The sequence below is a fragment of the Limosilactobacillus mucosae genome (assembly GCF_013423865.1).
Taxonomy (GTDB): Bacteria; Bacillota; Bacilli; order Lactobacillales; family Lactobacillaceae; genus Limosilactobacillus; species Limosilactobacillus mucosae.
Window position 1 is genome coordinate 1,608,089 of the sequence record NZ_CP058954.1, and the last position, 26,998, is coordinate 1,635,086.

Sequence of the window (26,998 nt, forward strand, 5' to 3'; positions counted from 1 at the left end):
ATGCCTGCAAACTAAAAAGATCATCCCGAGCCTAACGCGACCGTGATGATCTTTTTTGATTGATGCGACCAGCTAAAATACTGGATCGATTTTCATCAGCAAAAGCGACAGCCTGACTTTATGCCCGTATTAACGAAACGCCCTAACCTAGTCTTCAGTTGGCAGTTCCAGCAGGACGTTCAGCTGATCTTGAATGTTTTGGGCCGCGACTTTGAGCTGATCTTCCTCCAATGGCCGCAATGGCAAAAGCGTATAGTTGCCAACGCCCTGTCGACCAAGCTGCGCGGCAAAACTCAGATAACTTTGATACTGCGGCTGATAAAGCGCCACGGGAAAACTGACCTGTTCATCTGACAAGACTGCCTGCAAAATCCGCATCGTCCATAATGCCATCCCACTGACGTCTTGGCCTTGACCTTTGATTGCATACCAGCCATTCAGTTTAGCCTGAATCTCGCTTTGGTGCGGATCGATTTTTTGTCCCATTACCGGCTTTTCCAATGGTTGGCCATTGATGCGAAACGTTGACCAGATTGGCACGGCCTCACCATCATGCTGACCATAGACAAAGCCAGTCACCGCACTGGGCGCGACATGGACCTGATCGGCGATTGCTCGATGCAGGCGCGCGGTATCCAGAACCGTTCCCAGCCCGATTACTTTTGGCCGCGGCAGTTCCGTTAAATATTGCAGATAGGCCGTGGCTGCCTCGTTGGGATTAGCCAGGTTGAGCAGTACCCCGCTAAAGCCGCTCTGCTTGATCTGCGGTGCAATCTGGCGCATCATCTTCCCGACATCGGTCAATTCGGCAAATCGTTGCTCTTTTAACAATTCCGCATTACCAATTGCCAAGACAACGGCATCTGCATCCTTGAGCGCCGCGTAATCCTGTACTTTAATCGTTGGCTGAACTGCCAGTGCCGACATACCATCAAGCAGATCATTTTGCAACCCGACTGCCAGATCACTGTTGGTGTCAATCAAAACCAGCTCATCAACAATCTGCCGTGCCACCAGCAAATTGGCCAGCAGCGCGCCAACATTGCCAAGTCCAATAATTCCAAGCTTACGCAAAATCCATCGTCCTTTCATCATTAAGAATCAATACAGCCACCATGACAAAAAGGCGCTTCCCATACAGGGCGCGCCTCCCAATCGTTTTTTTGCTATTCAGCCAAATTGCCTTCTAATTCTGGGAACAGATTCAACAAGTAATCCAAAGCACCGCGGGAAAGATCAAGATCAGCCTGCGCGTCAAAAGTCTCAACCCGATTGCCGACACTGAGCTTTAAGGGATTTTCAAAATCAACGTGGACCCCGCTCATGATGGCAATCTTAATCAATTTTTGAACACTGTCGGAATACTGGCCAGCCAGCGCCTGCAATGGATGTGGCGAGCGTACGAAACTGGTATAGCGATCATTGGCAATCTTGAGGCCGAAACTCAACAGGTCGCCCTTCGCCAGTTTTTCCGCTACCTGGCCACCGATCGTCAGCGTTGGATCTTCTACCCGCCGCTTAACGAAGCTCAAGGCCAGCTTGTATTCGCGCGGTGCATTAAATTGATCGCAGAATTGACTCAAGCGCTCAATCAAATCCATAGCCTCATTGCGCATCCAGTCGGTTTGTTCATCTGGTGCCTGCAAAGCGACCTCATTGTTGCGCTCAATTGCCTGGTCCAGTTTTTCACTAAGATTTTCCGGCATTGGCGAAACCAACGTGTAGATCATTAACAGCTCTAAGAAATTCAGCGTATCTTCACTGATCCCGCCTTTAGCAAATGGATCCAGATCAAACGAACGAAAACTGATGAATTGAATGCCGTCCTTAACGATCTGGCGCAGACTGTCATCATCATGCTTACCGTGCAGCCGAACCGGACCAAAGAATTCTTGCGGACCATAGTAAGTGCCATCTTCCAAAAATTTCGAGACCTGATCAACAAAACTGTCCAGGCTTTCATAACTAGGCCGCTCATCTGGCAGATTGTCATAGCCATAGGTGCTGTTACGGAAACTGCGCACTGGTAGGTTAATGTGTTCTGGCATATCGTGTTCAACGGCTTCTGAAACCGGACTGGCACCATACAGATAGGTAAACAGCCACCGCCATAGACAGAAGCACTGGGCCATCTTAAAGTAGACCGCGTTTTGGAAATCAGCCTGAGTAGCAAAATCATCCTTAAAGCTTTGATCGTATAATGCGTCAAGCAGCTCCTGGTCCAGGTTAAAGCCAATGTGCGCGCCCCCTAGTATCATCCGCTTAATGCCATATTTTTCGCGCAGGTAGTTGGTGTATTCCTTGTTCCATGGCTGTGAGCAATTGTTGCCGACAAATTCCAGATCGTGCTGATACTCCGGCGCTGGTGCCAGACTCAATGGCCAGATCCGTTCGTCTTCATGCAGCTGACTGTCAACGATCTGTTCTAAGACCTTTAACTGCTGACAAGTGGCCTTGCTCCCTCCGACGATCGGCGTGGTAAATTCCATCAGATTATCAGAAAAGCCACTCAAAAGATATGGATTAGTTTTGCGTGAGCTGAGGTTCTTGGGATATTCATAACGACTGGCCCGGCCATTCGTTAAAATCCGGTGTTCCTCGAGACGCAGACCAAAGCTGGCGTTAAACATCCATTCGTTTAATGTCCCTTCACTCAGCAGCTTGAATAGTTTGGCTTGTTTTTCAGCCATAATTTTTCCCCCTTCAACCAATGTCTTGATGCTGACTCATCACTTAGACATCGATCGCGCGCTGCCAGTCAGTGGAATTAAAATAGCACGCAATCAAAAAAGATCAGCCGCCTGTTCAGGAATGCAGATCTCGGTGGTTGTTTCTTCAACACCCTATTTTAGCAAAACTTTAAAAAAATGGGGTCGGTTATTAAAAAATTACTGCTGTAAAATCCAAGCAACCAACTTTTTAACCAAATTTACTAGTTAACAAGCAAGCCAGGCGACAAACCGTCGATATCATGTTAGGCTAAAGGCAAATATTTTAAGGAAGGCGTTTTCTTATGACTGAAAAGAAATTAACCAAGATTACCATGACCCCGCAAGCCAGCAAATGGTTTCAAACCGAAATGCATCTTAAGCCTGGCAACGGCATCAAACTGTTTGGCAAAGGCTATGGCGAAACCAATGCCCATCAAGGTTTTTCACAAGGCATCGGTCGCTGTGATCATCCCGTTGACCCCGTCGTCGATCAGGTTGTCGATGGTATTCATTACTATATTCAAGCCTTTGACTACTGGTTTTTCAATGGTCTGGACGTCGCGATCGACTATGACGCGCAGATTGATGGCCCATTGATGCACTTTACCCCGAATGATGGCTCAAGACTGGACGCGACAACCGGAGCCTCCCAACGCTGCTAGGCAACGACTGTTTGAAATCGTCCCACAATATTTGCCGTTCAAGATCCGATCAGCGTGTTTGAGCGACACGTCTAGCAAATCTTTACGAGGTTATTGTCAATCCAGCCAGGCGTTATGTCCCATTCACTCATAACCTGCTTAGGCAAGACATTTGACCGTTTTGAATCCTAATTATCATGATTTTTTAATTTACGAAAAATTTTCGAAAGTGGTATAGTTAAGATATAACTTTCGCTTGTATATCCGTAAGTCAGACTGACACTAGGAAAAGCATTTTTGCCTTCCCAGTGTCAGTTTTTTTATTTGAGAAAGGGGAATTTGATTTTTATGGAGCAAACGAACGAACATCAGGTTACCAAGAAAACCAATCTGTCAATTATTGGCATTGCTGGCCTGGCATTTTGCGGTGTCTTGGTTGAAACCTCAATGAATGTTACGTTTCCAACTTTGATGCGTGATTTTCACCAAAGTCTAAATGCCGTTCAATGGGTCACAACTGGCTATCTGCTGACCGTCGCTCTAACCGTTGTCTTGGCAGCCTTTCTGCAGCGTCGCTTTAAACTGCACGGCTTGATTGTTGCATCTAGTCTGGCATTTATCACTGGCGGTCTGCTTTGTGCCCTGGCGCCTCAGCTGTGGATGCTGTTGTTAGGCCGTTTGATTCAAGGGATCAGCACTGGGCTGGCAATGCCGCTGCTGTTTTTCGTCATTATGCAGCAGATTCCATTTGCCATGCAGGGAACCTACGCCGGCTTGGGTGGAATGGTAATCGGGCTGGCACCTTCTTTAGGACCAACTTATGGCGGCCTGGTTAATCAATTCATCAACTGGCGCGTGATTTTTTGGATTGTCCTGCCAATTGGGATCATTTTTGGCCTGATCGGGATTGCCAACATTCAGCAGATCGATCAACCAACCACCATCCATTTCCAGTTTCTGCAGTATCTGCTGGTTGCCATTGGCTTCATCTGCCTGGAAATGGGGCTAAACAGCGTTGGTACCAGCGGCTTTGGCTCACCGGCCTTTTACGGAAACGTCATTGTCGCGCTGGCTGCCTTGATTATGTTCGGCTACCTGACCTCGCATCGCAAACACCCGCTGGTCAATACCAATGTCTTTGCTGACCCGATCTATCTGCCATGTCTATTGCTTTATTTCATGGTTCAATTCATTCAAATCGGGATGACGTTCCTTTTGCCAAACTGTGCTCAATTAACGCTGCACCAGAATTCTTTTGTCGCTGGTCTGATGCTCTTGCTCGGGGCACTGATCTCAGCTGTCCTGCTACCGCTGACTGGCCGCCTGCTGGATCAATCAGGAATCAAGAAGCCGCTGATCTTTGGCGCGCTTTTTACCAACCTGGCCGTGATCTTGATGTATGCATTCAGCAGCCATCTCTCAATGTGGTCGTTGACGATCTTTTACGCAGTCTACATGGTCGGTTTCGGCTTCTTATTCAACAACGTCATGACCTATGGACTGCAGCATCTAAAACCGCAGCTGGTTGGTGACGGCAATGCCTTGTTCAGTACACTGCAGCAGTATGCCGGCTCAATCGGAACCGCCTGTGTCTCCACGATTCTGGCAATCACTGCTGCGCAGATGCCTCACCAAAGCACCATTGTTCAGACTGCCATGGGGACCAAGTATTCATATGTTTTGTTTATCATTGGCGCCTTGATTATGGACGTTTTGATCGTTGATATCTGGAAGCAGATCGGTAAGGAAAAGCATTCATTCGAGCTGCTTGACCAAGATAAGTAAAATAAGACAAATAGCGCTATAGCAAGTCTTACATCTGCTATAGCGCTATTTTCATATATTATTCTCAGAGCTGACGCACCAACAGCCAATTACTAATCACGATCATCAGCCACCCCACCTGCTTTCATTGGCTGGCGTATTTTTTCAAAGCGGTTGCTGATCTGTTGTCCAGCCAGCCAAATCAGCATGAGCAGAATTGCAACCAGCCACAGATTCATTGGGAAGAACAGCATCATGAAGATTCCGGCCAGCCAGATATTGCCCAGCAAGCCGATCCCAGAAGAAATCCCCACCAGCATCACGATCAAGGTAGCGTCATTTGCTGGCAGGCGGCCTACCATATTGGCGGCATCTACAATGGACTGCTGACCTGGTTTGACGAGCAGATGCAGACAAGTCCTCAACAGCTGGCGGCCAAAGTCACTGATTTCATCCCAGCAGAGATGCGGCTGCTGTTTAACGACATCAATTTTGGCAAGAAGCCCAATTCTTCGATTAAATCCTAGATATTCCGCTGCTGAAGGTTAATCGATGGAAGAATTCCTTTGCTTTAATAGCCAAACTTCCCAAGCCAGGCCAACCAAAATCTTAATCGTAAGCTAAAAGCGCCACCTCAAGATGCAAGGCTGTTACAACAAGCCTCGTCTGAGATGACGCTTTTATCTATTACGGCAATCTGCTTTATTCACCACTGGCACCATAGTTCTTGAGAACCCGTGCGCTTGGATCATCAACGTCACAGTTCTCCCATTCCTTGTTTGGCATCCAGAAGTCCTTGATCCATTTTGCTTTTCCCGGGAAATATTCCTCAAAAATATCACGATACAGCAACGACTCTTTGGTAAATGGCGTGCAGTATGGATACTTTTCCTTGGCGTTGGCCACATCTTCATCAGTGTAGAGCGTTTCGGCGTAGTCCTTCAAGTCGTCAACCAATGAGTGACCAACCGCATCGCTAAAGGCCGCCTTTTCCCGCATGATGATGTCGTCTGGCAGATATCCTTGCCCAGCAAATGCTTGCCGCAGCAGATACTTGCCCTTGTGATAGTGGTTCATCTTCAGTTCTGGATCAGTTGACAGCGCATATTCGACAAAGTCAAGGTCCGCAAATGGTACCCGGCCTTCCAAAGAGTTGGAAGAAATGCAGCGGTCAGCCCGCAAAACATCGTACATATACAGCTCGTGCACCCGCTTCAATGATTCTTTTTGGAATTCTTCCGCGTTGGGAGCAAAGTCCGTGTACTTGTAGCCAAACAGCTCATCAGAACATTCACCGGTTAAGATTACCTTCAAATCAGTGTTTTCATGAATGTTCTTGCAAAGCAGGTACATCCCGATTGAGGCCCGAATCGTCGTAATATCCCAAGTTTCCAGCTGGTAGATAACCTCATGCAAAGCGTTGAGCACGTCTTCTCGCGTCATGATAAATTCGGTATGGTCAGTTCCCAGATAGTCGGCAACCTCACGCGCGTACTTGAGGTCGATCGGGTTGCGGTCCATCCCAATTGCAAAGGTCCGAATCGGCTTGCCCAAAAGCTTGGTAGCAATCGAGCAGACCAAGGATGAGTCCAGGCCACCAGACAGCAGGTAGCCAACTGGCGCATCAGAGTTTAGGCGCTTGCGAACGGCTTCAACCAATTTTTCGCGCAGCGTGCTGGCTGCCGTAGCAAAGTCATCGGTCCGCATCTTCTGAACCGTCGTAGCGTCATGGTAGCAGACGAACTTTTCGCCATCATAGTAGTATCCTGGCGGGAATGGATAGATCTCATCGCAAAGATCCATCAGAGCCTTGGCAGTTGAGGCAAATGACATCTTATGCTCGCCTTTGGTATAACCATAAAACATTGGTCGAATACCAACTGGGTCGCGGGCAGCAACAACGCGCTTAGTGGTTTGGTCGTATAAGACAAAGGCAAATTCCGCGTCCAGCATCTTGCACATTGTATCCAGGCCATATTTCTTATAGAGTGGAATCAAGACTTCACAGTCACTGTTGCTGACAAACTCATACTCTGGGGCCAAGTTCTTTTCCAATGCATAATAGTTGTATATTTCGCCATTGCAGACCAAGATGCAGTCATCACTTACGAAAGGCTGCATCCCTCGCTCAGACAGGTCCATGATGGCCAGGCGATTAAAGCCAAAGACCTTGTCATCCATTGAAATCGTCCGGGTCATATCAGGTCCACGATCGTTCAGCTTAGCCAAGGCATCCGCAAAAGCCTTTGGTGCAAACTCACTGGAACCAGCGGCTAAAAATCCACACATCTTGTTCTCCTCTTTCCTCTTAAAACATTAAATATTAAAATATAGTATATCGCACAGTTTGATTTTAATAAACTTTTAATTTTAAAAAGAAGACATTCTAAACTCGCTGGCACTTATTATTTAATTGTTTTTGCTGCGCTGATTGTTAAAGATTATTAAGTCTGATGTTATTTTTTCTAATTAATTGACGTTAAAACCGTTTTCAACAAATATTTATAAATATCCATAAATTTACGGCTGCCGCTACCAATTTCAAAAGGAGCACTCAAAAATGCTGAAGTACGAATATCATTCCCCATTAGGTACCATGACTATGCTAGCCGATGACGCAGCCTTGCATGGTCTCTGGTTCAACGACCAAAAATACTTTGGTGCCGACTACGCATTAGACGAAATTGCCGTTGGTGAAAATTCCATCATTAAACGCACAACGGCTTGGCTCGATCAGTATTTCGCAAAACAGGATCCCGACCCGCATGCCATTCCGCTAGCCTTAGAAACTACCCCTTATCGGCAGCGCATTCTAAGCGGATTGCAGGAGGTCCCCGCTGGCAGCACCATCACCTATCAGGAACTGGGACAAAAAGCCGCGCCAAATCAAAATATTTCAAAGGGAGCCGCGCGGGCAGTCGGTGGCGCCGTTGCCCACAACCCGATTTTAATTTTGGTGCCCTGTCATCGCGTTATTGGCAGTGACGGTCGCCTGACTGGCTATGCTGGCGGCACTGCACGCAAATTAGCTCTGCTGCAATTGGAGGGCGTTAATTGCAAAGAGCAGCGCCACCCGCAACGAGACGGTGATTGCAAATAAAAGCGCCACATTGATTGCAAGCCAAAGCACGAATCAACAAGAAAGGGCGCAATTCAGACCAAATCAATGAATCAATAATTAAGGAAGCCACAATCGCCTAACGCCAAGGAACGATTGCAAACGACCATAATCTCCAAAATCCTTAATCAAAGACACACCCCGCAGTCCAAAGCCGAAACCGCACTAAATAAAAAAGATCTCACCGAAACTCGCGATGAGATCTTTTTTATATGAACTTATTTTAGTGGAACTGCATCCCGCCATCGACTTCCAGAGTTTGACCAGTAATGTAGTCAGAGTCTGGACCAGCCAGGAAGGCAACGGCATTAGCAACGTCTTCAGGTTCAGACAGGCGTTTCAGCGCGATGTCCTTAGCAAACGTCTGCATGCCCCATTCATCGCTCTTGCCTGCATTCTTGCCGACTTGGTGAGCAATGTCCATCATCATTGGCGTCTTCACAATCCCAGGTGCGTATGCGTTAACCGTCGTGCCTTCTTCAGCCAGTTCACGAGCCGTAACCTGCGTGATCCCACGAATGGCAAACTTGGAGCTGGAGTATACGGTCAGGTTAGGGTTACCAACGACCCCAGCTTGGGAAGTAGCGTTGATGATCTTGCCTGGGTGGCCAAGCTTCTTAAATGCGGCATGAGCAGCCTGAACGCCCCAGATCGTACCACCAACGTTGATGCTGTAAACCTTTTGCAGATCTTCAGGCGTTACAGTGTCAATTGGCGTCGTTGGAGCAACCCCGGCATTGTTAACCATAACATTGAAGTCGCCGTAGTGTTCAACAGCCTGGTCAACGGCAGCAAAGACTTCATCGCGCTTGGCAACATCGGCCGTGACGGCAAAAGCTTCACCGCCATTTGCCTTGATGCCTTCAACTACTTTTTGCAGTGCGTCCATGTGGCGAGCAACAACGACGACTGAAAAACCATCTTTAGCCAAACGTTCAGCGATTGCCTTACCAATCCCTTGACCTGCACCGGTAACTAATGCAACTTTTGCCATAATTATTGCCTCCTAAAGATTGTGAATTAACCATCAAATTGTTGAGATAATTCTAAACGAACATGATCGAAAAGTAAATTAATTTCACTAATGTAAACACAATGAAAACGATTTTTGGCTTAACCAACAAAAAAGTTAAATTATGAGCAAGGTTTCCCTAACTAAATCTATTTACAGCGGATCAGTCAGCAATTGTGCAATCGTTTGCTATTTTAGACTTTCACCCTGTTAAAATTCGTGAACGATTTTGCAGACGAGTTGATTTTCATAAAAGTTATTATTATGCTGCTGCAATCATAGAATTTCAAGTTGCGGTTTTGGCAAGTTTTTTATTCAGATATCCGCATTTAAAAATAAAAACAATCCTCATGATTCATCAACATGAAGATTGCTGAACATATTTACGATTTACGCAGCCAATGCATAGTATCCGTAATTTATACCAGGCAGCGTTACTGCAGCAGAATCTTCAAAAGTCGATTCAACTCAGAATAAGACAGCTGCAGACGTTTTTTTAAGGTTTCCGTCGCGGGCATGGCATCATTATGCAAGTTTAGATAAGTCGAGTATTGATGAAGTCCATTCAGTTCATGCGCCTTCATATAGTCGATTACCAAAAACGTCAGATCGGCATTGGAATACCGGCTCCAACGACTGGTTTTGCGAATGCTTTCACCGTATTTGGCAGCATAGCGTTTCTTGAGTTCCTCAAAAGAAAAGCCATAGCGCATCAGCGAATCGTAGCTGACGCCCAGAACCGGTCGGCAGCGCAGACGAAAATCCTTTACATTATAGAGCTTTTCGCGACGCATAAGTTCTAAGGCCTCATTTACGACCTGCTCACATGTCTGCGGGTCTGCTAAGCGAATGGACTGCTTGGCACCGAGATGCTTGCTGGCTCCCTTTTTACCATTTTGCGCAATGTTTTTCTTGGCATCATAACTAAATCCCAGGTCATGCATCAAATCGCTCCAAGACATTTTGGTGATCTGCATGGCACTGTTTGGCGAAGGTGCCTCGCCACGATGATAGCGATCTTGATAAACGGTGCGGCTGGGATTATTTTGAATCCCCAAACGGATGATTTCTTGCTTCAACAGAACTTTAATGATTTCTGGATCAGCAGCTTTATGCGGCATAACGACAACCTTCTTTCGTAAAAGGCTTTAGTCTAATGATACCGTAATTCAAGCAAAAAATCCCCTAATCTCTCAAACTGCTGATCGCCATCGCGTTTGGCTGTCTGACATTTCGGTAAATAATTGACAGTAACTGCCAAGTCGCTATGTTCATCCGCGTCATGCCTAATTATAATGGCTCAGATTACCGCACTAAAGCTGGTTATTTGCATAAGACCAAACATACCAAGCCGAACCGTTGAACAATGCCGTCTTATCATTGCTAAATCTAGATGCCCAAAGCCAGCTTGCCGCAGATGCTATTTCATTCATACCAGACTCAGCCATGATGCTTCTTGATTAATTTGCATTGTTAGATGGCAGCATAAGCGACCCGACAGCCATACTCGGTTAAAAATGCGCTCAATACGTCCGCATCCAGCCAGACGGTCGCCGTATTGGCATTGGCATGAACCCCAATCAAGCCGCCTTGAAAATCTTGATCCAAGTAAACCTGCACTTGATGTTCAGTATCATTCAGCGCTCCCATTGGCGTCACTGATCCTGGACGTAAAGCCAAATATTTCTCCATGTCTTCAGCTGAGGCAAAACTCAGATGCCGCGCTCCGATTTCTTTACGAAAGGCTTTCAGATCCACTCGCTTTTGCGGCATGATCGACACCAGGTGATAGTGTTGATGCTTATCATCGCGCAGGAAAAGATTTTTGGCTGCCGTTTCTGGATGGATCAGATTCAAATCTGCAATCTGGTCAATGCGATCAACTGCCGGATGTCGCTGCATTTCATAGTTGATCTGCTTTTCATCCAGCTTGGCTAATACATCCTGAATTTTCTTTTCGTTTTCTTCCATATCAATTCATCGCCTTTTGAGTTTTAGCATTGATTATAAGGCAGCTAATCATTTTCAAGAGTTAGAATTTTTATTTTCTCAAAATTGCCAGTTTTTATTGCCGATTTTGGTAAAATCATAATGCCATGTTTCCAATGATCTATTATCGTTCGCAAGCGTTGATATATCAGCATTCTTGATTTTAAGTTTGCTGATACGGACTTAACTTTCTGTTGACGTTCTGTTGACTTTTTCTGTTGACTCTTTGACGGCAGCACTCAAAAGAATATCATTTCAAGGTTGCCGGCAGCAGCCTTTTTTATTTTGTGTAAAGCTGCCAGACCAAAGCAATTTATTTTTTAGGAATACCATTCGCAAGCTCAAACATAGCAAGGAATTGTTAGCTGTTATTCATCCCTTGAAAACGGCCATTTGCTGCTTGATATTGTCTAATTCTAGGCGCTGATTATGTTAGGTTTTTTAAGGTTCAATCAGGCAGCGAATAGCCATTTGAACAAGCGTAAAAGCTTATACGGTTGTTACTGGATAATAACGAAACGTTATTTTTCAAAACTCTTATTTAACCGCGCTCAATTTTGATCTGGGCTTTTGAGAGTCCATTTTTGGGCTCTCCATTTTCTCGGCTGTCGAATTTTCGACTGTCGAATTAACATTGGACTCATTTAAGCGGCGTTTTTCCCAATATGTTGAGAAAATGATCGCTCTGCCAAGCCTTGATGCCTTTCATCAAATTTGTAAAAAGGGCCGTTTTGTCCAATTTTGTCCAAGTCAATCATGGCAAATAGATAAAACCAATACTGGATTCATTTTCGCTCGCTTGTCTATGTTCGACTTTAGCAAACATGAATGGTCAACTATAAGCAGCTACTGCTTTTCATTGCGTTTAACCTTAGCATTTCTTAGCTTTTAGCGTTTAAGGTTAACATTAGTTAACAAAGATAGGCTCAATTTTGATCTCTTCTCATTGATTTTTAGCTGTCGTTACCCCCCTACCCCTATTTTTTTTAAAACTTTGTCGTTGTTTAAAGTGATTGAACTGTGTGCGCTCCTTTTTTGAATAACTAGGGGGCGGGGGATGTTTATTTTCAGCAGCTAAAAAATTCCCACATTTTCCAACCCCCTTTAATTTAATTCTCAGTAAATGCTCTTAATTCTCTGCCGTATCTAGCATAATTTGTGGCAAACTCGCAAAGGGCCTTTTGTTGATATAAGTAATACTGCGATGGACTAACGCAAAAATATTCCTCCATTTGTCGGCATGGCCGTTCTTCAATGCACCTCATGATAATTATCTTTTTAGTTTTTTCGCTACACGTGTTAACGGCTGCCGCTATGGTTTCTAATTCTTGGTCAGCATTAACCGCCTCTAAATAGCATGATTCAATGCCATTGATTGCGTGGTTGCTGCTGCCAGTCTTGGTTAAGTTTGGGGATGTAATAAAGCCGGTTAGTTTTCTGCCAGCCATTGCTTGCAATTCTTGCACGTCCTTTTTAAAAAATGCTCTAACATTTGCGCCGGTCTTTACTTTGTCTACTGATTTTGATTTAAACAATACTCCCAAAGTTTCATCCCCTTAATTCAAAACAAAAAGCACGGCTACACTTATAGGCTGCTACAAGTGTTATAATTAGGCGTGCTTTTTGCTTACTATGCTTTAATTTTAAGTTTTTCCCTGTTGCCTACTGGCAGCGGGGTTTTTATTTTGTCCAGCTGACCGCTGACCATAGCCCGCAATAGATTAGCAGCGATATTTGTTTCGTCCGTATTGGCTAAAAGGTCATTGGCTCTCTGAACTGCTATTGATTGATGTTTTGTTAGCTGTAAGGCTGCTAGACTTTTACCGCTAACGGTTCGCTTTTTGCTCTTTGTATTTCTGTAAATCGTGTCCAGTCTTTCAACTGCTGACAATGTTTTGAACGTATCACCATTTAATGCCAGCAAGTCCATTACTTTCTGATATACGCCACTATTTAGACTCAATACAAGCCAATAGCAGGCTTTGATGTTATTCAGGTCATGGCCTAGCAGCGGCAGCATGGTTTTAGCAATATCATTCAAACGCTTGTCGCCTTGCGTAAGCTCGTAATTATATAGGCTCTTAATGCCTTTTAGTGCCGTGTGATAGTCGTATCGCAAAGCGTGGCCATGCTGATCACTAATTTTTACTAACCTCATAATGTTTTACCTCTTTTGATTTTGATGTTCTTTTGCGGTGTAATTCTGCTTGTTTTTTGCACTGCTAAATAGTTATGCGGTCGATTAATTTAATTAGCTTGTCGGCCAGTTGCAACTGCTGATCAGTTAAGCCATGTTCTTTAAATCCTGCCAATACCTGTTTAGCACTGACCAGCTCTTTTATAGTTGCGGTTCTGCTATCAATCAATTCGGTTGTATAAAATGCAAAGCCCTTAAAGCCAATTAGCACGTTATTTTGATCGTCAATCTGAAAGAATTGATCAGGTACTGCACTAAATTGTGGATAGTCTGCTTTGAACTGCTGAATTGGGTTTAAGTCGTTATAGTCTGCCGCCTCAATCAATCCATTTTCTAATGCTTTTGCTGTTGGCTGGCCGTTCTTGTTTAGCAGCCCTTGATTGACCATGTTATTAAACAATGCCAGCTTGCTAACGCCTGTTATTCCTCTACTGGCTAGGATTCCATATGCTTGTTCAACTAGGGATGGATATTCAATTTTCTTTTGCATTGTGTTAGCTCCCTTTCCTCTTGCTCCTCGTATATCGTCCATAATTGCGTTCTAAGCGCCTTGTTTTTGTTTCGGGTATAATTACCCGCTAAATCATTTGAGTTTCTTTTTTCTGATTTCGTTGTCTGATTTCTGACAAAATTTTGGCTTTCTCTGCTTTCTGCTCTGGTGTCATTTTGTAAGTCCTCTTTTTCGTGATAATTACATTCACGTTTATTAAATCTCCCTCTAACATTACTAGCTGGCCGGTTTTGGGATTGTATCCTTTGCGTGTTGGCTGCTGCTCGTCAATATATTTTTCATATTTGCGCGCGTGTTTTGGCTCGTCCGTCCAGATATGCCAGCGGTCTAATAACCGGTCATAACTGATTATCGTTTCGCGTTCTTCAAAAATACTAGTCGTCCATGATTCATTTTTAACTGCCATGATGTCATTCACTCCCTTGTGATTTGCTCTTATTTTTATCTGCGCTCAGCCCGTACTGGCAAAACTCAAAACGTAATTGCCTAGTAGGGTATTTAATACCTAATTCATGTAAAACGTCTGTACGGGCTTTTTACACGGCTAAAATTGCATGGTGTCGTTCATCCCTGATTAGTTGTTGGGGATGTATTTTTTGCTTTGTATGCTTTAAGCAGCGTTAAGTCCTTTTCGTTATCGTCAAAACGTTCAATCAAACTAATTTGATAGCTGCTCAATTGCTTGCCTTTTCTTAAAGCAGCAAGGCCCAAAGCAACGTTAATCTGTTCTTGCTGATTCATTCTAGGCTCTCTATTTGGTTTAGCGGGCTGATCGTCCTTAACTTTGATCTGTTCTTGCTGTGGTTGCGTTCCCGTTTGCTGATTGTCATTGTTGGTCTTATCGTCAAGGCTGCTTGATTGATCGCCTTTTCCTTTAAGCTCTGCTGCCTTTAATTTAGGGTCTAACCATTCAGGCAAGCGGTTATCTGTTTCGTCAGGCAAGCGGTTATCTGTTTCGCTTTGACTGATAGCGCGTTGCTGATCTTTTAATCGTTGCTCTTTCTGCCATTCACTGATTGACTGGGTTTTAGGTTTTTCATTAGCAAGGCTCAATTTTGATCTTTCCTCTAAATCGTTGGCAGCAAGCTGTTTTTTATCTGATTCTTTAAGTTGGTTCATCCCCAACTGCTTATATCTATCAGCGTTCAGTTTCTCCAGCTCGTCAAGCGTGTTGATGTTGTTTTCCTGATAGTCAGCTAACACTCTGCTAAGATACGCGTAACTTGATTTAACGTTGTCTTTGTTGGCTGCCTTGTCGATTGCATACTGAATAACATTAACTGGCAGGGATGTTAAATACTTATCCATTAGCAATTTCAATCTGCCGTCTAAGTTGCCTAAACTCTCATACCAAGTTAAGCCGTTATATAAAATGCCAGCTGCGGGCTGTTGCCCCTCTTGCTCTCTCTCTAATTCTTTTTTAGAGTCATTAGAGTTAGAGTCATTTACTGTAAAGATTTTTTTACTACCCGTTGTTAAAGTTTCTTTACTACCCCTAGTTAAGTTTTCTTTACTACCTCCATAGGTAGTTAAAGTTTCTTTACTACCTGTTGCGCTATCCCTTGATATGACCGATTTGTCATTTTGGAAAATGGATGTTTTCGGCAATTCAAGCGGGTATATCCTGCGTTCAGTAACTCGCTTGCCTTGTCGCGTTGTTTCAATTTTGATATAGCCATGCTTTTCTAGTGATTTAACATAGCCATTAATAGTTACTCGCGTCTTGCTGAATAAGGCAGCTAAATGTTGGTCAGTAGCGTAACAATAACCTGCTTTATTTGATAACAAAAGGATTTCGCTATATAAGATTTTAGCGTCCCCTTTTAACCGGCTATCATAACGAACGGCAGCAGGCAGCAGGCTATCCCAATTGCTGCGCTTTACTGTTTTATCTGATTCTTCATTTCTGCTCATAATAAGCCCCTCTATCTAATTTGATTAAGACAAAAGGGCTTAAAGTGGTCATGCCCTTTTTATTTTGTGCAAACAACAATCCAGAATATGGCAGGGCTTGCGCTCGCTGCTTATTTAAGCGGTATGATCGTTCTGGATGATATATCAAGCCCTTTTCTTACTGTTCTGCGGTAGATGTAATTGTGTTTCTCTAGCTCATGCAAGGCCCTAGCAATTGTTCGCTCACTTTCTCCAGACTTTGCGGCTAATAATTTATCACTGATGTAAAATTCGCCGTGTGATAATTGGCTTTCTGCCTTGATGTCTAGATATACAAGGCGGGCTGTTTTGCTAATATTGCTATCGTGCAAAATACTTAAAAAGTTGTCTAACTGCGGTGATTCCATTGCGTTCATCCCCTTAATTGTCATATAATTTCATTCGTAAGGTTCTTACAAAAAACTTTGCCCGCGTTCCTACCCGTACGCGGTTAATACCTCAATCCAGACAAGGCGGCGGCCTTAATTCTGGATTTTGATGTTCAAAAAACATTTGCTTTTACCTCTAAAGCAAGTGCCGGTTGTCAGTTTGTCTGATAGCCGGTTTTTTTGTTGCTTAATTAGTCCATAATGCCGTTCTGCGTAATTTGTCAGCCCGTTTAATCAGGCTGCTTGATTGCGTTCTTAATGTTTGCAAGGCGGCCAGCCGTTCATCCTCATTAGTGATTAGAAAATAGCCCGCGTTGTAACTGCGGTGTAGTGATCCTACCGGCGCGCCGTCTAGAATTGACTGATTAACCAGCTTGCGAACTTTGCGCTTGTTCTCATTGCTTGCATTGCCATATAACAAGGCTGCCAGCTCGCTTTGTGATCGTGGCCGCTCAGCTCCAGCTGGCAAAAAACTAATCAGCCGCTGTTCCTCTTTGGTTAGTGCTTGAATTTTCGTTATCATTTTTACGCTCCTCTTTCGTTGGCAGCGCAACGGTAGCATGATCTAAAATTTCCTTAATGCCGTTAATGGTTTCGCTGTAATTAGCGAAAAAACGCGGGTCGCTCATAATGCCATTTGTCATGTTGCTGGTAGGATGCCCCTTAACGGCAACTAATGCTTTATTCCCGTTGCGGTCGTCTGCTAAATAGAATGTATATCCTTGTTCTTGCATTTTCGTTTACTCCCTTGCATTTGCGTTCCTAGCTTGGGCTGCCCCGTCAATTTAACGGGTCATGCCTTAAATACCTCAACATTTCCAAAAATTTCCGTTTTTGGCCCTTTTTTGGATAATCGTTTTGATGTTCTGGTCATGCTCGCTTGCGGGTATGGCCTTTTATTTTTTGTTTATTGGGGATGTACTATGCTGCCGGTTGATTGCCAGCAGCCATTGCATTAAGCAGCGTCTTAATCTGCTGATATGACTGTTTCAAGTCAAGCAGGCCAATTACTACATTCTGAATTGCGTTGTAAGTCTGCTGCTCTTTCAGTGTTAGCCCGTCCATTGCATTGGATACGCTGCGTTTTCTTTTAAGCTGTTGCGCGTTCATCCCTGTTGACGCCTTTAATATCAGGTCAGTAATTGCCTTGTAAGTCCATTTATTGCAATAAGGCCAATTCTTAATTGCGTCTGTAAGCGTCCGGCGCTCTGGTATTGACCTAGCGCGGTTCTTAATTTGCTCCAGTTTTTCATCTCTCATAGCAAAGAAAGATTTAACCAACGCTTTTTTAAAGGCCCTAACTTTTGGCGTATTTCCTAGATAGGTCATTAGCAAAGTAGCCTGCTGCTCGTTGAATTTATATGTTTTTGTAGGCCGTCCACCTTGCGTTCCCTTATTAGGTTTAGTCATTTCAAATGACAAAACCCCAAATTCTTCAAAGTCGCGTTTATGGTTGTAAATGATGTTCTTAATTGCGTGTACGCTGTTGCCTGAATAGGCCGCAACAATTTCATCTGTTGTATATGGTTCTTCTGTAACGTTGCCCAAAAATACAAGGTTGCCAAACTCTTTGGCCAAATTCTTGTTACCGGCAGCATTCAAAATTTTTTCAGTTTTCAAAGTCTTTCACCTCTAAAAATAAACTGGGGTCGCAAGTTGCGACTGCTGGGGGTACTGATTTAGTACCCCCTAAAAGCAAGTTTTGCCGTATCGATATAATTCAAAAAGATTTAACGCTGCTACTCCATACAATCCCAAGACTGCGAAAATTAGCACGTTCAAATGCACGTACCAAAAGGCAGCTTGCTGTTTGCTCATTGGCTCGCCGTGAGTATCAATCAGGCCAGCCATATCATTTTTAATCTGCGTGATCATGGTTAATTACCTCGTATGATGTTCTTTGGTGTGCTGCCGTCTACCCGTTGACTAGCTGCGCGCTTTTGGCTGCTTATGCTCCAACAGCCATTGATTAACCTGTTCTTTGTTGTAAACGTTCATCCCCTCAACGCTGCTAAATGGCAGGCCTAGCTTGCGCCATTTGTAAAGCGTGGTTCTGCTGATTGTCAGCCATTCGCAAACTTGCTTGTTATTCATCCACTCATAGCGGGGATGTAAAGCCCGTTGAATGCCGCTGTTAACGGCTGATTCAACCAGCAGCGCAATGTTTTTCTGGTCGTCATTGTCCATGATTAAGCCCCCTTGCTCTGGACTGATTCGCTTTTGGCTGCCGTCTGATGTTCTGCCATGAACTTGTCAATTGCGGTCTTACTGATTCGCTTTGACCGGCCAACTTTGATTACTGGCAGCCCCTGCTTGATGTATTCGCGCAAAGTGCTGTAATTACAAATTCCCAAATATTTCATTGCTGTTTTTAAAGTCATGTATTCAGTCATACTTTTTCACCGCCTTTTTATTGTATTCAAAAAAATAGTAGCGTACTCGCTAACTGTTTAGATAGTACGCTACTATTTTTCATATGTCAATAAACGCTAATTATTTATTGTAGTTGCTAATATTTAACAATAATGATAACCTTTTGCTTAAAAAGGAAGTGTCTATATGTTAAAGAATAATTTGTCCGTTCTAATGGCTGAACGTGGCTTAAAAATAGCTGATTTATATAATGCTACTGGTATTTCAAAAACAACGTTGATGGCTATCGCTAACAATAACAGTAAAGGAATTCAGTTTGAAACTCTTGACAGACTTTGTAATTATCTGGATGTAACACCAAACGATTTTTTTGAATATGTTCCTGCTTTGCTCTCATTTAGTGATATTGAACTTGAAGACTTTATTAATGGTTACAAATTCAACTGTTATATAACAAGGGGCAGCTCTTCAAACACAAACTATATTTCATTTGATCTCAAAGCTGTTAGCAGCTTAAAAATGGATGATTTAAATTTCTTTGGTCAATTTAATAATGGATTAGTTGATGATGGGAACGATCAATTAGTGCCAGCTTTCCCAAGTGGCCTTAAGAATAAGGGCTTTTTTGAATTCATAGGGGTTGATCCTCAAAAATATGATTTAGTATTAACGGTTAATTGTATGAGTTTGTCAGATTTCTATAATGGTTTACCTATACAATTCAAACGTGATGTAAAAAACAAAATCATTCAACAATGTCTTACGATCTTCAACCCAAATAAATATAATGTTTCTGATTCTTTTTTAAATGATGGGAAAAATAAAATTTTAACCTCTTTTTGGATAAACGATTCAATGTATCCATTTGAACAAGAACAATCAGTACTAACTAATCATGCGTTTCCTAAATCAAAATAATAATTTTCTGCCTCTTTTGGCAGGATTGCTTTTGTGTCCAGTTGTGGCCACAAATTCATGCAAACAATCAAAATCCAGTTTTGGTTTTTGAGTTGTCCAATTGTGGCCAACTTTTAACGGGCTCAATTTTGAGTCGGTTTCAACCAATCCATTTTTGGCTTGGTTCATCCCCGCCGCTTGTTGGGTTTCCTTATTTTTAAGGCAGCCCAATCCAGTTTTGGACTGGGCTATAATGCTGCTTATTTTTCGCTTTAATGATTTTCGGCAATTGTGTCGAAACTAAAAAATGGTGTCCTTTTGCGTGCTGCCGTCTACCCAATTAGCATTACAAAAGGATTGATACACTATGAAAAAAGCAAAGAATGAACTACCGATTAAGGTTTACAAAACTAAACATGGTATGCGCTATATGTTCAGCTTTTACGCTGGTCAGAATACCGATAAGAATTATTCGCGTACGATTCAAAAGCGGGGTTTCAAAGATTATGATTCAGCTATTGCTGCTTATCTGGATACAAAAAAAGCGTTTGAAAACGGCCAATTAAAACCGCGTTCAAAACGCTATACATTCAAAGATATTTATGATCAATGGTTTAGCCAACATAAGCAGAGTATTAAACCCTCGTCTGCTTATGCAACTCAATTATTATTTAATAACCATATTCTACCAGAGTTAGGCAGCCGGTTCATTGACAAGGTAACGCCTGCTATTTGCCAGCAAGCCGTTAATAAATGGACTAAGCAGCGGCCTAAATCTTATAAATCATTGATAAATTATACTCGCCTAATTTTTGATTATGCTTACCGGCTTGATATTATCGACAACAATCCAATGCAACGCGTAATAGTACCGCGTAAAAAGCAAGCAGCTACGAACGACAACTACTACACCAAGCAGGAACTAAATCAGTTTTTAGATTGCTGCCGTGCTGATTGCAAATTTAAATATTATGCTGCTTTTCGTCTGTTGGCTTATTCAGGTATGCGCAAGGGTGAACTTTTGGCGCTGACTTGGGCTGATGTTAGTTTCAGCAAAAGACAAATAAGCATTAATAAAACAGTCGGTTATAATCATGGCAATATCATTCAGTCAACTAAAACCAAAAATTCAACGCGGGTTATCTCAATGGATAGTCAGACAATGGCAATTCTCAAAGAATGGCAGGCTAGGCAGCGCAAAGACCTATTCAGACTTGGTTATAATGCTCTAAACGGCTGCCAATTGGTATTTAATGGCAAACGCAATAAAATTTTAAGCTCCTCTATTCTTGGGTATGTCATGAGAAACGTTCAGACTAAACATGATCTTAAAGAGATAACCGTTCATGGCTTGCGTCATACTCATTGTTCTTTATTGCTCGCCGCCGGTGTGCCGGTTAATGATGTAAAAGACCGGTTAGGCCATGCCAATATTCAGACAACGTTAAACATTTATGCTCATGTTACTAAGCAGCAGCAAAAGGAAACCGCTGATAAATTCAGCCAATTCATGCAAGCATAATCTGTTTTCTGTTGACTTTTTCTGTTGACCAAAATAAAAGAGTAGCCGGAAAGCCTTTATATCAAGGTTTTCTCTAGCTACTCTCGGATTTTGGTAAATTTCGATCAAAAGCAGGCTGACGATTGACTAGTTCCTTTTTAGGATGCGGTTGAAAACCTTGATAAAATTACCCTAGTTACCAACTCGCTTGATTGGGAGCGATTATATTCTGACCGATTTCTCGGCAGCAGCGAGCCTGCTACAGTAAGCCATCAACCTTATCCAATCCAGCAAATGTATTTAGTTGCGCCATTTGCTTAATAAACGGCTTGGCTTTGTGAAAGGAAAACGGATTACAGAGGCTAAGGGCGCCAAAATTACCTACTATTGGTTGATTTGGCGCCAAAAGTAGGTAGTTGCATATTTGTTCAGCCTAACTTTGCCTACTTATGACGCCTTTTGTTGAAATAGTAGGTAGTATTAGGGATGCCTAACTTGATATACATTGATTTTTACCTACTATACATCGCTTTTTTTGAAAAAAGTAGGTAATGAGATTTTCGTCATATGTTATTATGCAGGATTTTTTGCATAATTCAGTCTAAGCAGGCCTAACCACGACTTTTTCGGTGATCAGCCAGCCCAATTTGCAGAAAAAAGAATTTTCGCCATATCGGATTGCCCAAATAATTGCCGCACCATGGATGATTACTGATTAATCACTCTTCGCTGCAAGCAACAAAGGCCTTTCCAATTATCGGTAAAGCCCAAAATAGCAAGGATCAGATCTGGGGAGCGACAACAGAATTTATCCCGGATATTATGCTGATTACAATAGGACATCAAAAGACCCCAGAATCACTTTTCACGACTCCGGGGCTAATTCAGTTGACTTAATTACGTGAAATGCGTGATCATGCTTCTTCAATTGTCAAAGCATAGGTTACTGGATTAAAAACAAGCCGAGTATTAAATGGCGCACTGATTTTGTTGAGACGAGTAACAATACGATCCGCAATTGCTGGAGAAGCTGGCACTGGCACGCCGTGATTTAAAACACGTGCATCCTGTTCTCGCAAATCCAGTGGTAAGGCCTTGAATTGAACCTGACCGTCATTAACCAGCAGTTTAACCATCAAACCATCGTTAAAGACGGTATTGGCATTGAACCCGACCCATTCTCCATGCTCCTTGGCTCGTTGACGGTGGAGAACTGATGACAGCGCGTGTTCATCGTGGTCATAGGCAGCATTCATTTCGGGCAGGATAATCGATTCACCAGTTTCAAACTCCATCAAGAAACTCCCTAGATTATAGAAGATAACTTTTCCTCGATAGCGTTCAACGCCGCGCAGAAAATGAGCCCCATGCCCAACAACGATATCAGTTCCGGCATCGATGACCGCATGTGCCGTTTCAACGATAAAGTCAGCCGGCTGATCCGCATACCAGTCTTCATTGATACCTTTTTTGAAGCAGAAAATTGATCTTCACCAACACGATTTGACAAAGACCCTAAAAATCAAAAAAACAGTCATCAGTAAAAACTGATGACTGCTTAGTAAAGATATATAACCGAATATTTAATGCCTCCGGTGGGGGTCGAACCCACACTCCCTCAACGGGAACTGGATTTTGAGTCCAGCGCGTCTGCCAATTCCGCCACAGAGGCATAAGTCTTTACTAAAAGGTGGTAACCGGATTTGAACCGGTGATCGAGGTTTTGCAGACCTGTGCCTTACCACTTGGCTATACCACCAAATAGTGCCTGAACGTTTCGTCCAAACTATCCAACATTTGGTAGACTGTTGGATAAAAGGGCGGTATGTGGGATTCGAACCCACGCATGTCGGACCCACAAACCGATGTGTTAACCAAACTTCACCAATACCGCCAAAATATTCAGTTGAGCAGGGATAGTAGGAATCGAACCCACAATGACGGTTTTGGAGACCGTAGTTATACCGTTTAACTATATCCCTATAATAATGGAGGAGGGTGGATTCGAACCGCCGAACCCGAAGGAACGGTTTTACAGACCGTCGCGTTTAACCACTTCGCTACTCCTCCATAAAGTGGCGCGGGACGGAATCGAACCGCCGACACACGGAGCTTCAATCCGTTGCTCTACCAACTGAGCTACCGAGCCATCCTTGTGGATGCAACTATTCAGTTGCAATGGAGGATACAGGGCTCGAACCTGTGACCCTCTGCTTGTAAGGCAGATGCTCTCCCAACTGAGCTAATCCTCCATAAGTGACCCATGCGGGATTCGAACCCACGATACCAGCGTGAAAGGCTGGTGTCTTAACCGCTTGACTAATGGGTCATAAGAAACGGAGAGTAAGGGATTCGAACCCTTGATACAGGCTTTAACCCGTATACAGCATTTCCAATGCTGCTCCTTCGGCCTCTCGGACAACTCTCCAATATCCGAACCCTGACACACAATGCCAGGTGCCAAAGTTCGTTTAGATGTGCATGGCAATGCCCTATCCTCGCAGGGAGCGATCCCCCAACTACTTTCGGCGTGTTGAAGCTTAACTTCTGTGTTCGGCATGGGAACAGGTGTATCCTTCAAGCCATCATCACCACACTAATCCTTTTCAGGATTGAGAGCTTGCACTCTCAAAACTAAACAATATCTATTCTTCTCACGTTCAATCGAAACACCCTTAAACTTGGTTAAGTCCTCGACCGATTAGTAATGGTCCGCTCCATGCCTCGCGGCACTTCCACTTCCATCCTATCTACCTCATCATCTCTGAGGGGTCTTACTTCCATAAGGAATGGGAAATCTCATCTTGAGGCGAGTTTCACGCTTAGATGCTTTCAGCGTTTATCTCATCCATACATAGCTACCCAGCGATGCTCCTGGCGGAACAACTGGTACACCAGCGGTATGTCCATCCCGGTCCTCTCGTACTAAGGACAGGTCCTCTCAAATTTCCTACGCCCGCGACGGATAGGGACCGAACTGTCTCACGACGTTCTGAACCCAGCTCGCGTACCGCTTTAATGGGCGAACAGCCCAACCCTTGGGACCGACTACAGCCCCAGGATGCGATGAGCCGACATCGAGGTGCCAAACCTCCCCGTCGATGTGGACTCTTGGGGGAGATAAGCCTGTTATCCCCAGGGTAGCTTTTATCCGTTGAGCGATGGCCCTTCCATGCGGAACCACCGGATCACTAAGCCCGACTTTCGTCCCTGCTCGACCTGTCTGTCTCGCAGTCAAGCTCGCTTGTGCCTTTACACTCTGCGAATGATTTCCAACCATTCTGAGCGAACCTTTGGGCGCCTCCGTTATCTTTTGGGAGGCGACCGCCCCAGTCAAACTGCCCACCTGACACTGTCTCCCACCACGATCAGTGGTGCGGGTTAGAGTGATCATAATGCAAGGGTAGTATCCCACCAACGCCTCTGCCAAAACTAGCGTCCTGGCTTCTATGGCTCCTACCTATCCTGTACAAGCAGTACAAGCACTCAATATCAAGCTACAGTAAAGCTCCATGGGGTCTTTCCGTCCTGTCGCGGGTAGCCTGCATCTTCACAGGCAATTCAATTTCACCGAGTCTCTCGTTGAGACAGTGCCCAGATCGTTACGCCTTTCGTGCGGGTCGGAACTTACCCGACAAGGAATTTCGCTACCTTAGGACCGTTATAGTTACGGCCGCCGTTTACTGGGGCTTCAATTCAGGGCTTCGCCGAAGCTAACTCTTCCTTTTAACCTTCCAGCACCGGGCAGGCGTCAGCCCCTATACTTCATCTTACGATTTTGCAGAAACCTGTGTTTTTGATAAACAGTCGCCTGGGCCTTTTCACTGCGGCTGATCTTGCGATCAGCACCCCTTCTCCCGAAGTTACGGGGTCATTTTGCCGAGTTCCTTAACGAGAGTTCGCTCGCTCACCTTAGGATACTCTCCTCGACTACCTGTGTCGGTTTGCGGTACGGGCAGTTGATTATTCGCTAGAAGCTTTTCTCGGCAGCGTGACATCAACGACTTCGCTACTATAATTTCGCTCCCCGTCACAGCTTGTCAACCCGCTGATAAGCATTTGACTCATCAACTGACTTGCTGCTTGGCCGGACACTTCCAATCGTCCGGATCGCTTAGCCTTCTGCGTCACTCCATCACTCAAGCACAATCAACTGGTACAGGAATATCAACCTGTTGTCCATCGTCTACGCCTCTCGGCCTCGACTTAGGTCCCGACTAACCCTGGGAGGACGAGCCTTCCCCAGGAAACCTTAGTCATTCGGTGGACAGGATTCTCACCTGTCTTTCGCTACTCATACCGGCATTCTCACTTCCAAGCGCTCCACCAGTCCTTACGGTCTGACTTCATCGCCCTTGGAACGCTCTCCTACCACGCATCCTGATGGATGCATCCATAGCTTCGGTAATATGCTTAGCCCCGGTACATTTTCGGCGCAGAGTCACTCGACTAGTGAGCTATTACGCACTCTTTAAATGATGGCTGCTTCTGAGCCAACATCCTAGTTGTCTGTGCAATTCCACATCCTTTTCCACTTAGCATATATTTAGGGACCTTAGCTGATGATCTGGGCTGTTCCCCTTTCCACGATGGATCTTATCACTCACCGTGTGACTCCCGAGTAAAAATCAATGGCATTCGGAGTTTATCTGAAGTCAGTAACCCATGACGGGCCCCTAGTCCAAACAGTGCTCTACCTCCATGATTCTAAACCTCGAGGCTCCCCCTAAAGAGATTTCGGAGAGAACCAGCTATCTCCAAGTTCGTTTGGAATTTCACCGCTACCCACACCTCATCCCAACCATTTTCAACTGATACGGGTTCGGTCCTCCAGTGCGTTTTACCGCACCTTCAACCTGGACATGGGTAGGTCACCTGGTTTCGGGTACATAACTGCGTACTTCGTACGCCCATTTCAGACTCGCTTTCGCTGCGGCTCCGGTTTTTCCACCTTAACCTTGCACGCAATCATGACTCGCCGGTTCATTCTGCAAGAGGCACGCCGTCACACGTAAATGTGCTCCGACAGCTTGTAGGCACATGGTTTCAAGAACTGTTTCACTCCCCTCCCGGGGTGCTTTTCACCTTTCCCTCACGGTACTGGTTCACTATCGGTCACTAGGGAGTATTTAGCCTTGCGAGATGGTCCTCGCGGATTCCGACGGGGTTTCACGTGTCCCGCCGTACTCAGGATCCTGAACTGAGAGTGTGACGTTTCGTTTACTGGGCTATCACCATCTTTGGCGTCGCTTCCCAACGACTTCAACTACGTCGCACTTTGGTAACTCAAATGTTCAGTCCTACAACCCCAACAAGCAAGCTCGTTGGTTTGGGCTCTTCCCGTTTCGCTCGCCGCTACTCAGGGAATCGAATTTTCTTTCTCTTCCTGCAGCTACTTAGATGTTTCAGTTCACTGCGTCTACCGCCTGACAGCTATGTATTCACTGCTCAGGCAATCATCGACTAAGATGATTGGGTTTCCCCATTCGGAAATCTCCGGATCAAAGCGTACTTACCGCTCCCCGAAGCATATCGGTGTTAGTCCCGTCCTTCATCGGCTCCTAGTACCAAGGCATTCACCATGCGCCCTTCATAACTTAACCTTGATGATCTTACGATCACCTCAGTTATTGAGTATGCGATTAATTTCGTTAATAAAACTCAAATAACGCGGTGTTCTCGGTTTAATTGTGAATAAAGAAATAAATATTATTTAGTTTTCAAAGTACAAGCACCAGTCAAACGACTGGTAATGGAGAATAACGGGATCGAACCGATGACCTCCTGCTTGCAAAGCAGGTGCTCTCCCAGCTGAGCTAATTCCCCATATATGGGTCTAAGTGGACTCGAACCACCGACCTCACGCTTATCAGGCGTGCGCTCTAACCAACTGAGCTATAGACCCAACAAGCGAACGATTATTGAGATGAGGTGGTAAACCCCTCAAAACTGAACGCAGTTTC

The 26,998-nt window shown here is 44.4% G+C and carries 25 protein-coding genes, 11 tRNA genes, 2 rRNA genes and 1 pseudogene; 5 read left to right on the forward strand and 34 right to left on the reverse strand.

Annotated elements, in window-relative coordinates; all coding sequences use genetic code 11:
- Positions 1 to 147: 147 nt before the first annotated feature.
- Positions 148 to 1,074 carry a lactate/malate family dehydrogenase gene (locus tag H0G69_RS07890; protein WP_180304631.1) on the reverse strand — a complete coding sequence of 309 codons (927 nt, stop codon included), beginning with the start codon at positions 1,072 to 1,074 and terminating at the stop codon, positions 148 to 150.
- A gap of 92 nt (positions 1,075 to 1,166) precedes the next feature.
- A complete protein-coding gene (locus H0G69_RS07895) occupies positions 1,167 to 2,690 on the reverse strand; it encodes a glutamate--cysteine ligase (protein ID WP_180304632.1) in 1,524 nt (507 codons plus the stop codon).
- A 323-nt stretch (positions 2,691 to 3,013) separates the two neighbouring features.
- On the opposite strand from H0G69_RS07895, the gene H0G69_RS07900 reads away from it, so the two are divergent.
- Positions 3,014 to 3,373 carry a HesB/YadR/YfhF family protein gene (locus H0G69_RS07900; RefSeq protein WP_180304633.1) on the forward strand — a complete coding sequence of 120 codons (360 nt, stop codon included), beginning with the start codon at positions 3,014 to 3,016 and terminating at the stop codon, positions 3,371 to 3,373.
- 327 nt (positions 3,374 to 3,700) lie between these two features.
- Complete coding sequence (locus H0G69_RS07905) at positions 3,701 to 5,137, forward strand: MFS transporter (RefSeq protein WP_180304634.1); 1,437 nt, start codon at positions 3,701 to 3,703, stop codon at positions 5,135 to 5,137.
- 92 nt (positions 5,138 to 5,229) lie between these two features.
- Here H0G69_RS07905 and H0G69_RS07910 read toward each other — a convergent pair whose 3' ends face one another.
- Complete coding sequence (locus tag H0G69_RS07910) at positions 5,230 to 5,478, reverse strand: hypothetical protein (protein WP_180304635.1); 249 nt, start codon at positions 5,476 to 5,478, stop codon at positions 5,230 to 5,232.
- Positions 5,479 to 5,818: 340 nt separating this feature from the next.
- Positions 5,819 to 7,405: an asparagine synthase B gene (asnB, locus tag H0G69_RS07915; RefSeq protein ID WP_006499918.1), complete on the reverse strand. Its 1,587-nt coding sequence runs from the start codon at positions 7,403 to 7,405 to the stop codon at positions 5,819 to 5,821.
- A 271-nt stretch (positions 7,406 to 7,676) separates the two neighbouring features.
- On the opposite strand from asnB, the gene H0G69_RS07920 reads away from it, so the two are divergent.
- Positions 7,677 to 8,216 carry a methylated-DNA--[protein]-cysteine S-methyltransferase gene (locus H0G69_RS07920; protein ID WP_240164339.1) on the forward strand — a complete coding sequence of 180 codons (540 nt, stop codon included), beginning with the start codon at positions 7,677 to 7,679 and terminating at the stop codon, positions 8,214 to 8,216.
- Between the two features lie 241 nt (positions 8,217 to 8,457).
- On the opposite strand, the gene H0G69_RS07925 is transcribed toward H0G69_RS07920, so the two are convergent.
- The 15 genes from H0G69_RS07925 to H0G69_RS07995 form a co-directional block, all read right to left on the reverse strand.
- On the reverse strand, positions 8,458 to 9,231 hold the full coding sequence (locus H0G69_RS07925; protein WP_109588286.1) for a (S)-acetoin forming diacetyl reductase: 774 nt from the start codon (positions 9,229 to 9,231) through the stop codon (positions 8,458 to 8,460).
- Positions 9,232 to 9,680: 449 nt separating this feature from the next.
- Positions 9,681 to 10,367, reverse strand: coding sequence for a hypothetical protein (locus tag H0G69_RS07930; RefSeq protein WP_048345232.1), 687 nt, complete (start codon positions 10,365 to 10,367; stop codon positions 9,681 to 9,683).
- Between the two features lie 352 nt (positions 10,368 to 10,719).
- Positions 10,720 to 11,217, reverse strand: a complete 498-nt coding sequence (locus H0G69_RS07935) for a prolyl-tRNA synthetase associated domain-containing protein (RefSeq protein ID WP_180304636.1) — start codon at positions 11,215 to 11,217, stop codon at positions 10,720 to 10,722.
- Positions 11,218 to 12,344: 1,127 nt separating this feature from the next.
- Positions 12,345 to 12,779 carry an ArpU family phage packaging/lysis transcriptional regulator gene (locus H0G69_RS07940; RefSeq protein ID WP_180304637.1) on the reverse strand — a complete coding sequence of 145 codons (435 nt, stop codon included), beginning with the start codon at positions 12,777 to 12,779 and terminating at the stop codon, positions 12,345 to 12,347.
- Between the two features lie 86 nt (positions 12,780 to 12,865).
- The gene (locus H0G69_RS07945; RefSeq protein WP_180304638.1) at positions 12,866 to 13,393 is read right to left on the reverse strand and encodes a hypothetical protein; all 528 of its coding nucleotides are present in this window, start codon (positions 13,391 to 13,393) and stop codon (positions 12,866 to 12,868) included.
- Between the two features lie 64 nt (positions 13,394 to 13,457).
- Positions 13,458 to 13,922 carry a hypothetical protein gene (locus H0G69_RS07950; protein ID WP_180304639.1) on the reverse strand — a complete coding sequence of 155 codons (465 nt, stop codon included), beginning with the start codon at positions 13,920 to 13,922 and terminating at the stop codon, positions 13,458 to 13,460.
- A gap of 88 nt (positions 13,923 to 14,010) precedes the next feature.
- Positions 14,011 to 14,349: a hypothetical protein gene (locus H0G69_RS07955; RefSeq protein WP_180304640.1), complete on the reverse strand. Its 339-nt coding sequence runs from the start codon at positions 14,347 to 14,349 to the stop codon at positions 14,011 to 14,013.
- 158 nt (positions 14,350 to 14,507) lie between these two features.
- Entirely contained in the window at positions 14,508 to 15,857 is a 1,350-nt protein-coding gene (locus H0G69_RS07960; protein ID WP_180304641.1) for a helix-turn-helix domain-containing protein, read from the reverse strand.
- Between the two features lie 110 nt (positions 15,858 to 15,967).
- Entirely contained in the window at positions 15,968 to 16,243 is a 276-nt protein-coding gene (locus tag H0G69_RS07965; protein WP_180304642.1) for a helix-turn-helix domain-containing protein, read from the reverse strand.
- 208 nt (positions 16,244 to 16,451) lie between these two features.
- Entirely contained in the window at positions 16,452 to 16,787 is a 336-nt protein-coding gene (locus tag H0G69_RS07970; RefSeq protein WP_180304643.1) for a hypothetical protein, read from the reverse strand.
- Positions 16,738 to 16,998: a hypothetical protein gene (locus tag H0G69_RS07975; RefSeq protein WP_180304644.1), complete on the reverse strand. Its 261-nt coding sequence runs from the start codon at positions 16,996 to 16,998 to the stop codon at positions 16,738 to 16,740. The genes H0G69_RS07970 and H0G69_RS07975 overlap by 50 nt, the downstream gene beginning before the upstream one ends.
- A gap of 187 nt (positions 16,999 to 17,185) precedes the next feature.
- Complete coding sequence (locus H0G69_RS07980; protein ID WP_180304645.1) at positions 17,186 to 17,884, reverse strand: Rha family transcriptional regulator; 699 nt, start codon at positions 17,882 to 17,884, stop codon at positions 17,186 to 17,188.
- 69 nt (positions 17,885 to 17,953) lie between these two features.
- The gene (locus H0G69_RS07985) at positions 17,954 to 18,139 is read right to left on the reverse strand and encodes a hypothetical protein (protein ID WP_180304646.1); all 186 of its coding nucleotides are present in this window, start codon (positions 18,137 to 18,139) and stop codon (positions 17,954 to 17,956) included.
- Between the two features lie 51 nt (positions 18,140 to 18,190).
- Positions 18,191 to 18,451 (reverse strand): helix-turn-helix domain-containing protein, encoded by a 261-nt coding sequence (locus H0G69_RS07990; protein WP_180304647.1) that lies wholly within the window; start codon positions 18,449 to 18,451, stop codon positions 18,191 to 18,193.
- A 2-nt stretch (positions 18,452 to 18,453) separates the two neighbouring features.
- Complete coding sequence (locus H0G69_RS07995; RefSeq protein WP_180304648.1) at positions 18,454 to 18,657, reverse strand: helix-turn-helix domain-containing protein; 204 nt, start codon at positions 18,655 to 18,657, stop codon at positions 18,454 to 18,456.
- A gap of 166 nt (positions 18,658 to 18,823) precedes the next feature.
- On the opposite strand from H0G69_RS07995, the gene H0G69_RS08000 reads away from it, so the two are divergent.
- Positions 18,824 to 19,555 carry a helix-turn-helix domain-containing protein gene (locus H0G69_RS08000; RefSeq protein ID WP_180304649.1) on the forward strand — a complete coding sequence of 244 codons (732 nt, stop codon included), beginning with the start codon at positions 18,824 to 18,826 and terminating at the stop codon, positions 19,553 to 19,555.
- Between the two features lie 346 nt (positions 19,556 to 19,901).
- The gene (locus tag H0G69_RS08005; protein WP_180304650.1) at positions 19,902 to 21,056 is read left to right on the forward strand and encodes a tyrosine-type recombinase/integrase; all 1,155 of its coding nucleotides are present in this window, start codon (positions 19,902 to 19,904) and stop codon (positions 21,054 to 21,056) included.
- Positions 21,057 to 21,949: 893 nt separating this feature from the next.
- Here H0G69_RS08005 and H0G69_RS08010 read toward each other — a convergent pair.
- The 15 genes and pseudogenes from H0G69_RS08010 to H0G69_RS08075 all read right to left on the reverse strand — a co-directional run bounded on the left by H0G69_RS08010 (position 21,950) and on the right by H0G69_RS08075 (position 26,940).
- Entirely contained in the window at positions 21,950 to 22,330 is a 381-nt protein-coding gene (locus H0G69_RS08010) for a hypothetical protein (RefSeq protein ID WP_240164340.1), read from the reverse strand.
- A gap of 9 nt (positions 22,331 to 22,339) precedes the next feature.
- A pseudogene (locus H0G69_RS11170) lies at positions 22,340 to 22,519 on the reverse strand (CapA family protein); the annotation flags it as partial.
- A 103-nt stretch (positions 22,520 to 22,622) separates the two neighbouring features.
- Positions 22,623 to 22,707: transfer RNA gene (locus tag H0G69_RS08015), tRNA-Leu, on the reverse strand.
- Between the two features lie 16 nt (positions 22,708 to 22,723).
- Positions 22,724 to 22,794, reverse strand: a tRNA-Cys gene (locus H0G69_RS08020).
- Between the two features lie 60 nt (positions 22,795 to 22,854).
- Positions 22,855 to 22,929: transfer RNA gene (locus H0G69_RS08025), tRNA-His, on the reverse strand.
- A gap of 17 nt (positions 22,930 to 22,946) precedes the next feature.
- A tRNA-Trp gene (locus H0G69_RS08030) sits at positions 22,947 to 23,017 on the reverse strand.
- A gap of 7 nt (positions 23,018 to 23,024) precedes the next feature.
- Positions 23,025 to 23,105, reverse strand: a tRNA-Tyr gene (locus H0G69_RS08035).
- Positions 23,106 to 23,111: 6 nt separating this feature from the next.
- Positions 23,112 to 23,184: transfer RNA gene (locus tag H0G69_RS08040), tRNA-Phe, on the reverse strand.
- A 30-nt stretch (positions 23,185 to 23,214) separates the two neighbouring features.
- Positions 23,215 to 23,287, reverse strand: a tRNA-Val gene (locus tag H0G69_RS08045).
- Between the two features lie 5 nt (positions 23,288 to 23,292).
- Positions 23,293 to 23,364 (reverse strand) — tRNA-Glu (locus tag H0G69_RS08050).
- Positions 23,365 to 23,372: 8 nt separating this feature from the next.
- Positions 23,373 to 23,463 (reverse strand) — tRNA-Ser (locus H0G69_RS08055).
- Between the two features lie 51 nt (positions 23,464 to 23,514).
- Positions 23,515 to 23,631 (reverse strand): 5S ribosomal RNA (gene rrf, locus H0G69_RS08060).
- An 85-nt stretch (positions 23,632 to 23,716) separates the two neighbouring features.
- A 23S ribosomal RNA gene (locus H0G69_RS08065) occupies positions 23,717 to 26,638 on the reverse strand.
- 150 nt (positions 26,639 to 26,788) lie between these two features.
- A tRNA-Ala gene (locus tag H0G69_RS08070) sits at positions 26,789 to 26,861 on the reverse strand.
- A gap of 5 nt (positions 26,862 to 26,866) precedes the next feature.
- A tRNA-Ile gene (locus H0G69_RS08075) sits at positions 26,867 to 26,940 on the reverse strand.
- Positions 26,941 to 26,998: the final 58 nt, after the last annotated feature.

Coding starts and splice junctions, on each gene's coding strand:
- H0G69_RS08005 (WP_180304650.1), top strand. CDS start 19,902: ATGAAAAAAGCAAAGAATGAACTACCGATTAAGGTTTACAAAACTAAA.
- H0G69_RS07900 (WP_180304633.1), top strand. CDS start 3,014: ATGACTGAAAAGAAATTAACCAAGATTACCATGACCCCGCAAGCCAGC.
- H0G69_RS07965 (WP_180304642.1), bottom strand. CDS start 16,243: ATGGAATCACCGCAGTTAGACAACTTTTTAAGTATTTTGCACGATAGC.
- H0G69_RS07955 (WP_180304640.1), bottom strand. CDS start 14,349: ATGGCAGTTAAAAATGAATCATGGACGACTAGTATTTTTGAAGAACGC.
- H0G69_RS07930 (WP_048345232.1), bottom strand. CDS start 10,367: ATGCCGCATAAAGCTGCTGATCCAGAAATCATTAAAGTTCTGTTGAAG.
- H0G69_RS07985 (WP_180304646.1), bottom strand. CDS start 18,139: ATGATCACGCAGATTAAAAATGATATGGCTGGCCTGATTGATACTCAC.
- asnB (WP_006499918.1), bottom strand. CDS start 7,405: ATGTGTGGATTTTTAGCCGCTGGTTCCAGTGAGTTTGCACCAAAGGCT.
- H0G69_RS07920 (WP_240164339.1), top strand. CDS start 7,677: ATGCTGAAGTACGAATATCATTCCCCATTAGGTACCATGACTATGCTA.
- H0G69_RS07945 (WP_180304638.1), bottom strand. CDS start 13,393: ATGAGGTTAGTAAAAATTAGTGATCAGCATGGCCACGCTTTGCGATAC.
- H0G69_RS07910 (WP_180304635.1), bottom strand. CDS start 5,478: ATGGTAGGCCGCCTGCCAGCAAATGACGCTACCTTGATCGTGATGCTG.
- H0G69_RS07975 (WP_180304644.1), bottom strand. CDS start 16,998: ATGCAAGAACAAGGATATACATTCTATTTAGCAGACGACCGCAACGGG.
- H0G69_RS07950 (WP_180304639.1), bottom strand. CDS start 13,922: ATGCAAAAGAAAATTGAATATCCATCCCTAGTTGAACAAGCATATGGA.
- H0G69_RS07895 (WP_180304632.1), bottom strand. CDS start 2,690: ATGGCTGAAAAACAAGCCAAACTATTCAAGCTGCTGAGTGAAGGGACA.
- H0G69_RS07905 (WP_180304634.1), top strand. CDS start 3,701: ATGGAGCAAACGAACGAACATCAGGTTACCAAGAAAACCAATCTGTCA.
- H0G69_RS07935 (WP_180304636.1), bottom strand. CDS start 11,217: ATGGAAGAAAACGAAAAGAAAATTCAGGATGTATTAGCCAAGCTGGAT.
- H0G69_RS07960 (WP_180304641.1), bottom strand. CDS start 15,857: ATGAGCAGAAATGAAGAATCAGATAAAACAGTAAAGCGCAGCAATTGG.
- H0G69_RS07995 (WP_180304648.1), bottom strand. CDS start 18,657: ATGACTGAATACATGACTTTAAAAACAGCAATGAAATATTTGGGAATT.
- H0G69_RS08000 (WP_180304649.1), top strand. CDS start 18,824: ATGTTAAAGAATAATTTGTCCGTTCTAATGGCTGAACGTGGCTTAAAA.
- H0G69_RS08010 (WP_240164340.1), bottom strand. CDS start 22,330: ATGGAGTTTGAAACTGGTGAATCGATTATCCTGCCCGAAATGAATGCT.
- H0G69_RS07990 (WP_180304647.1), bottom strand. CDS start 18,451: ATGGACAATGACGACCAGAAAAACATTGCGCTGCTGGTTGAATCAGCC.
- H0G69_RS07970 (WP_180304643.1), bottom strand. CDS start 16,787: ATGATAACGAAAATTCAAGCACTAACCAAAGAGGAACAGCGGCTGATT.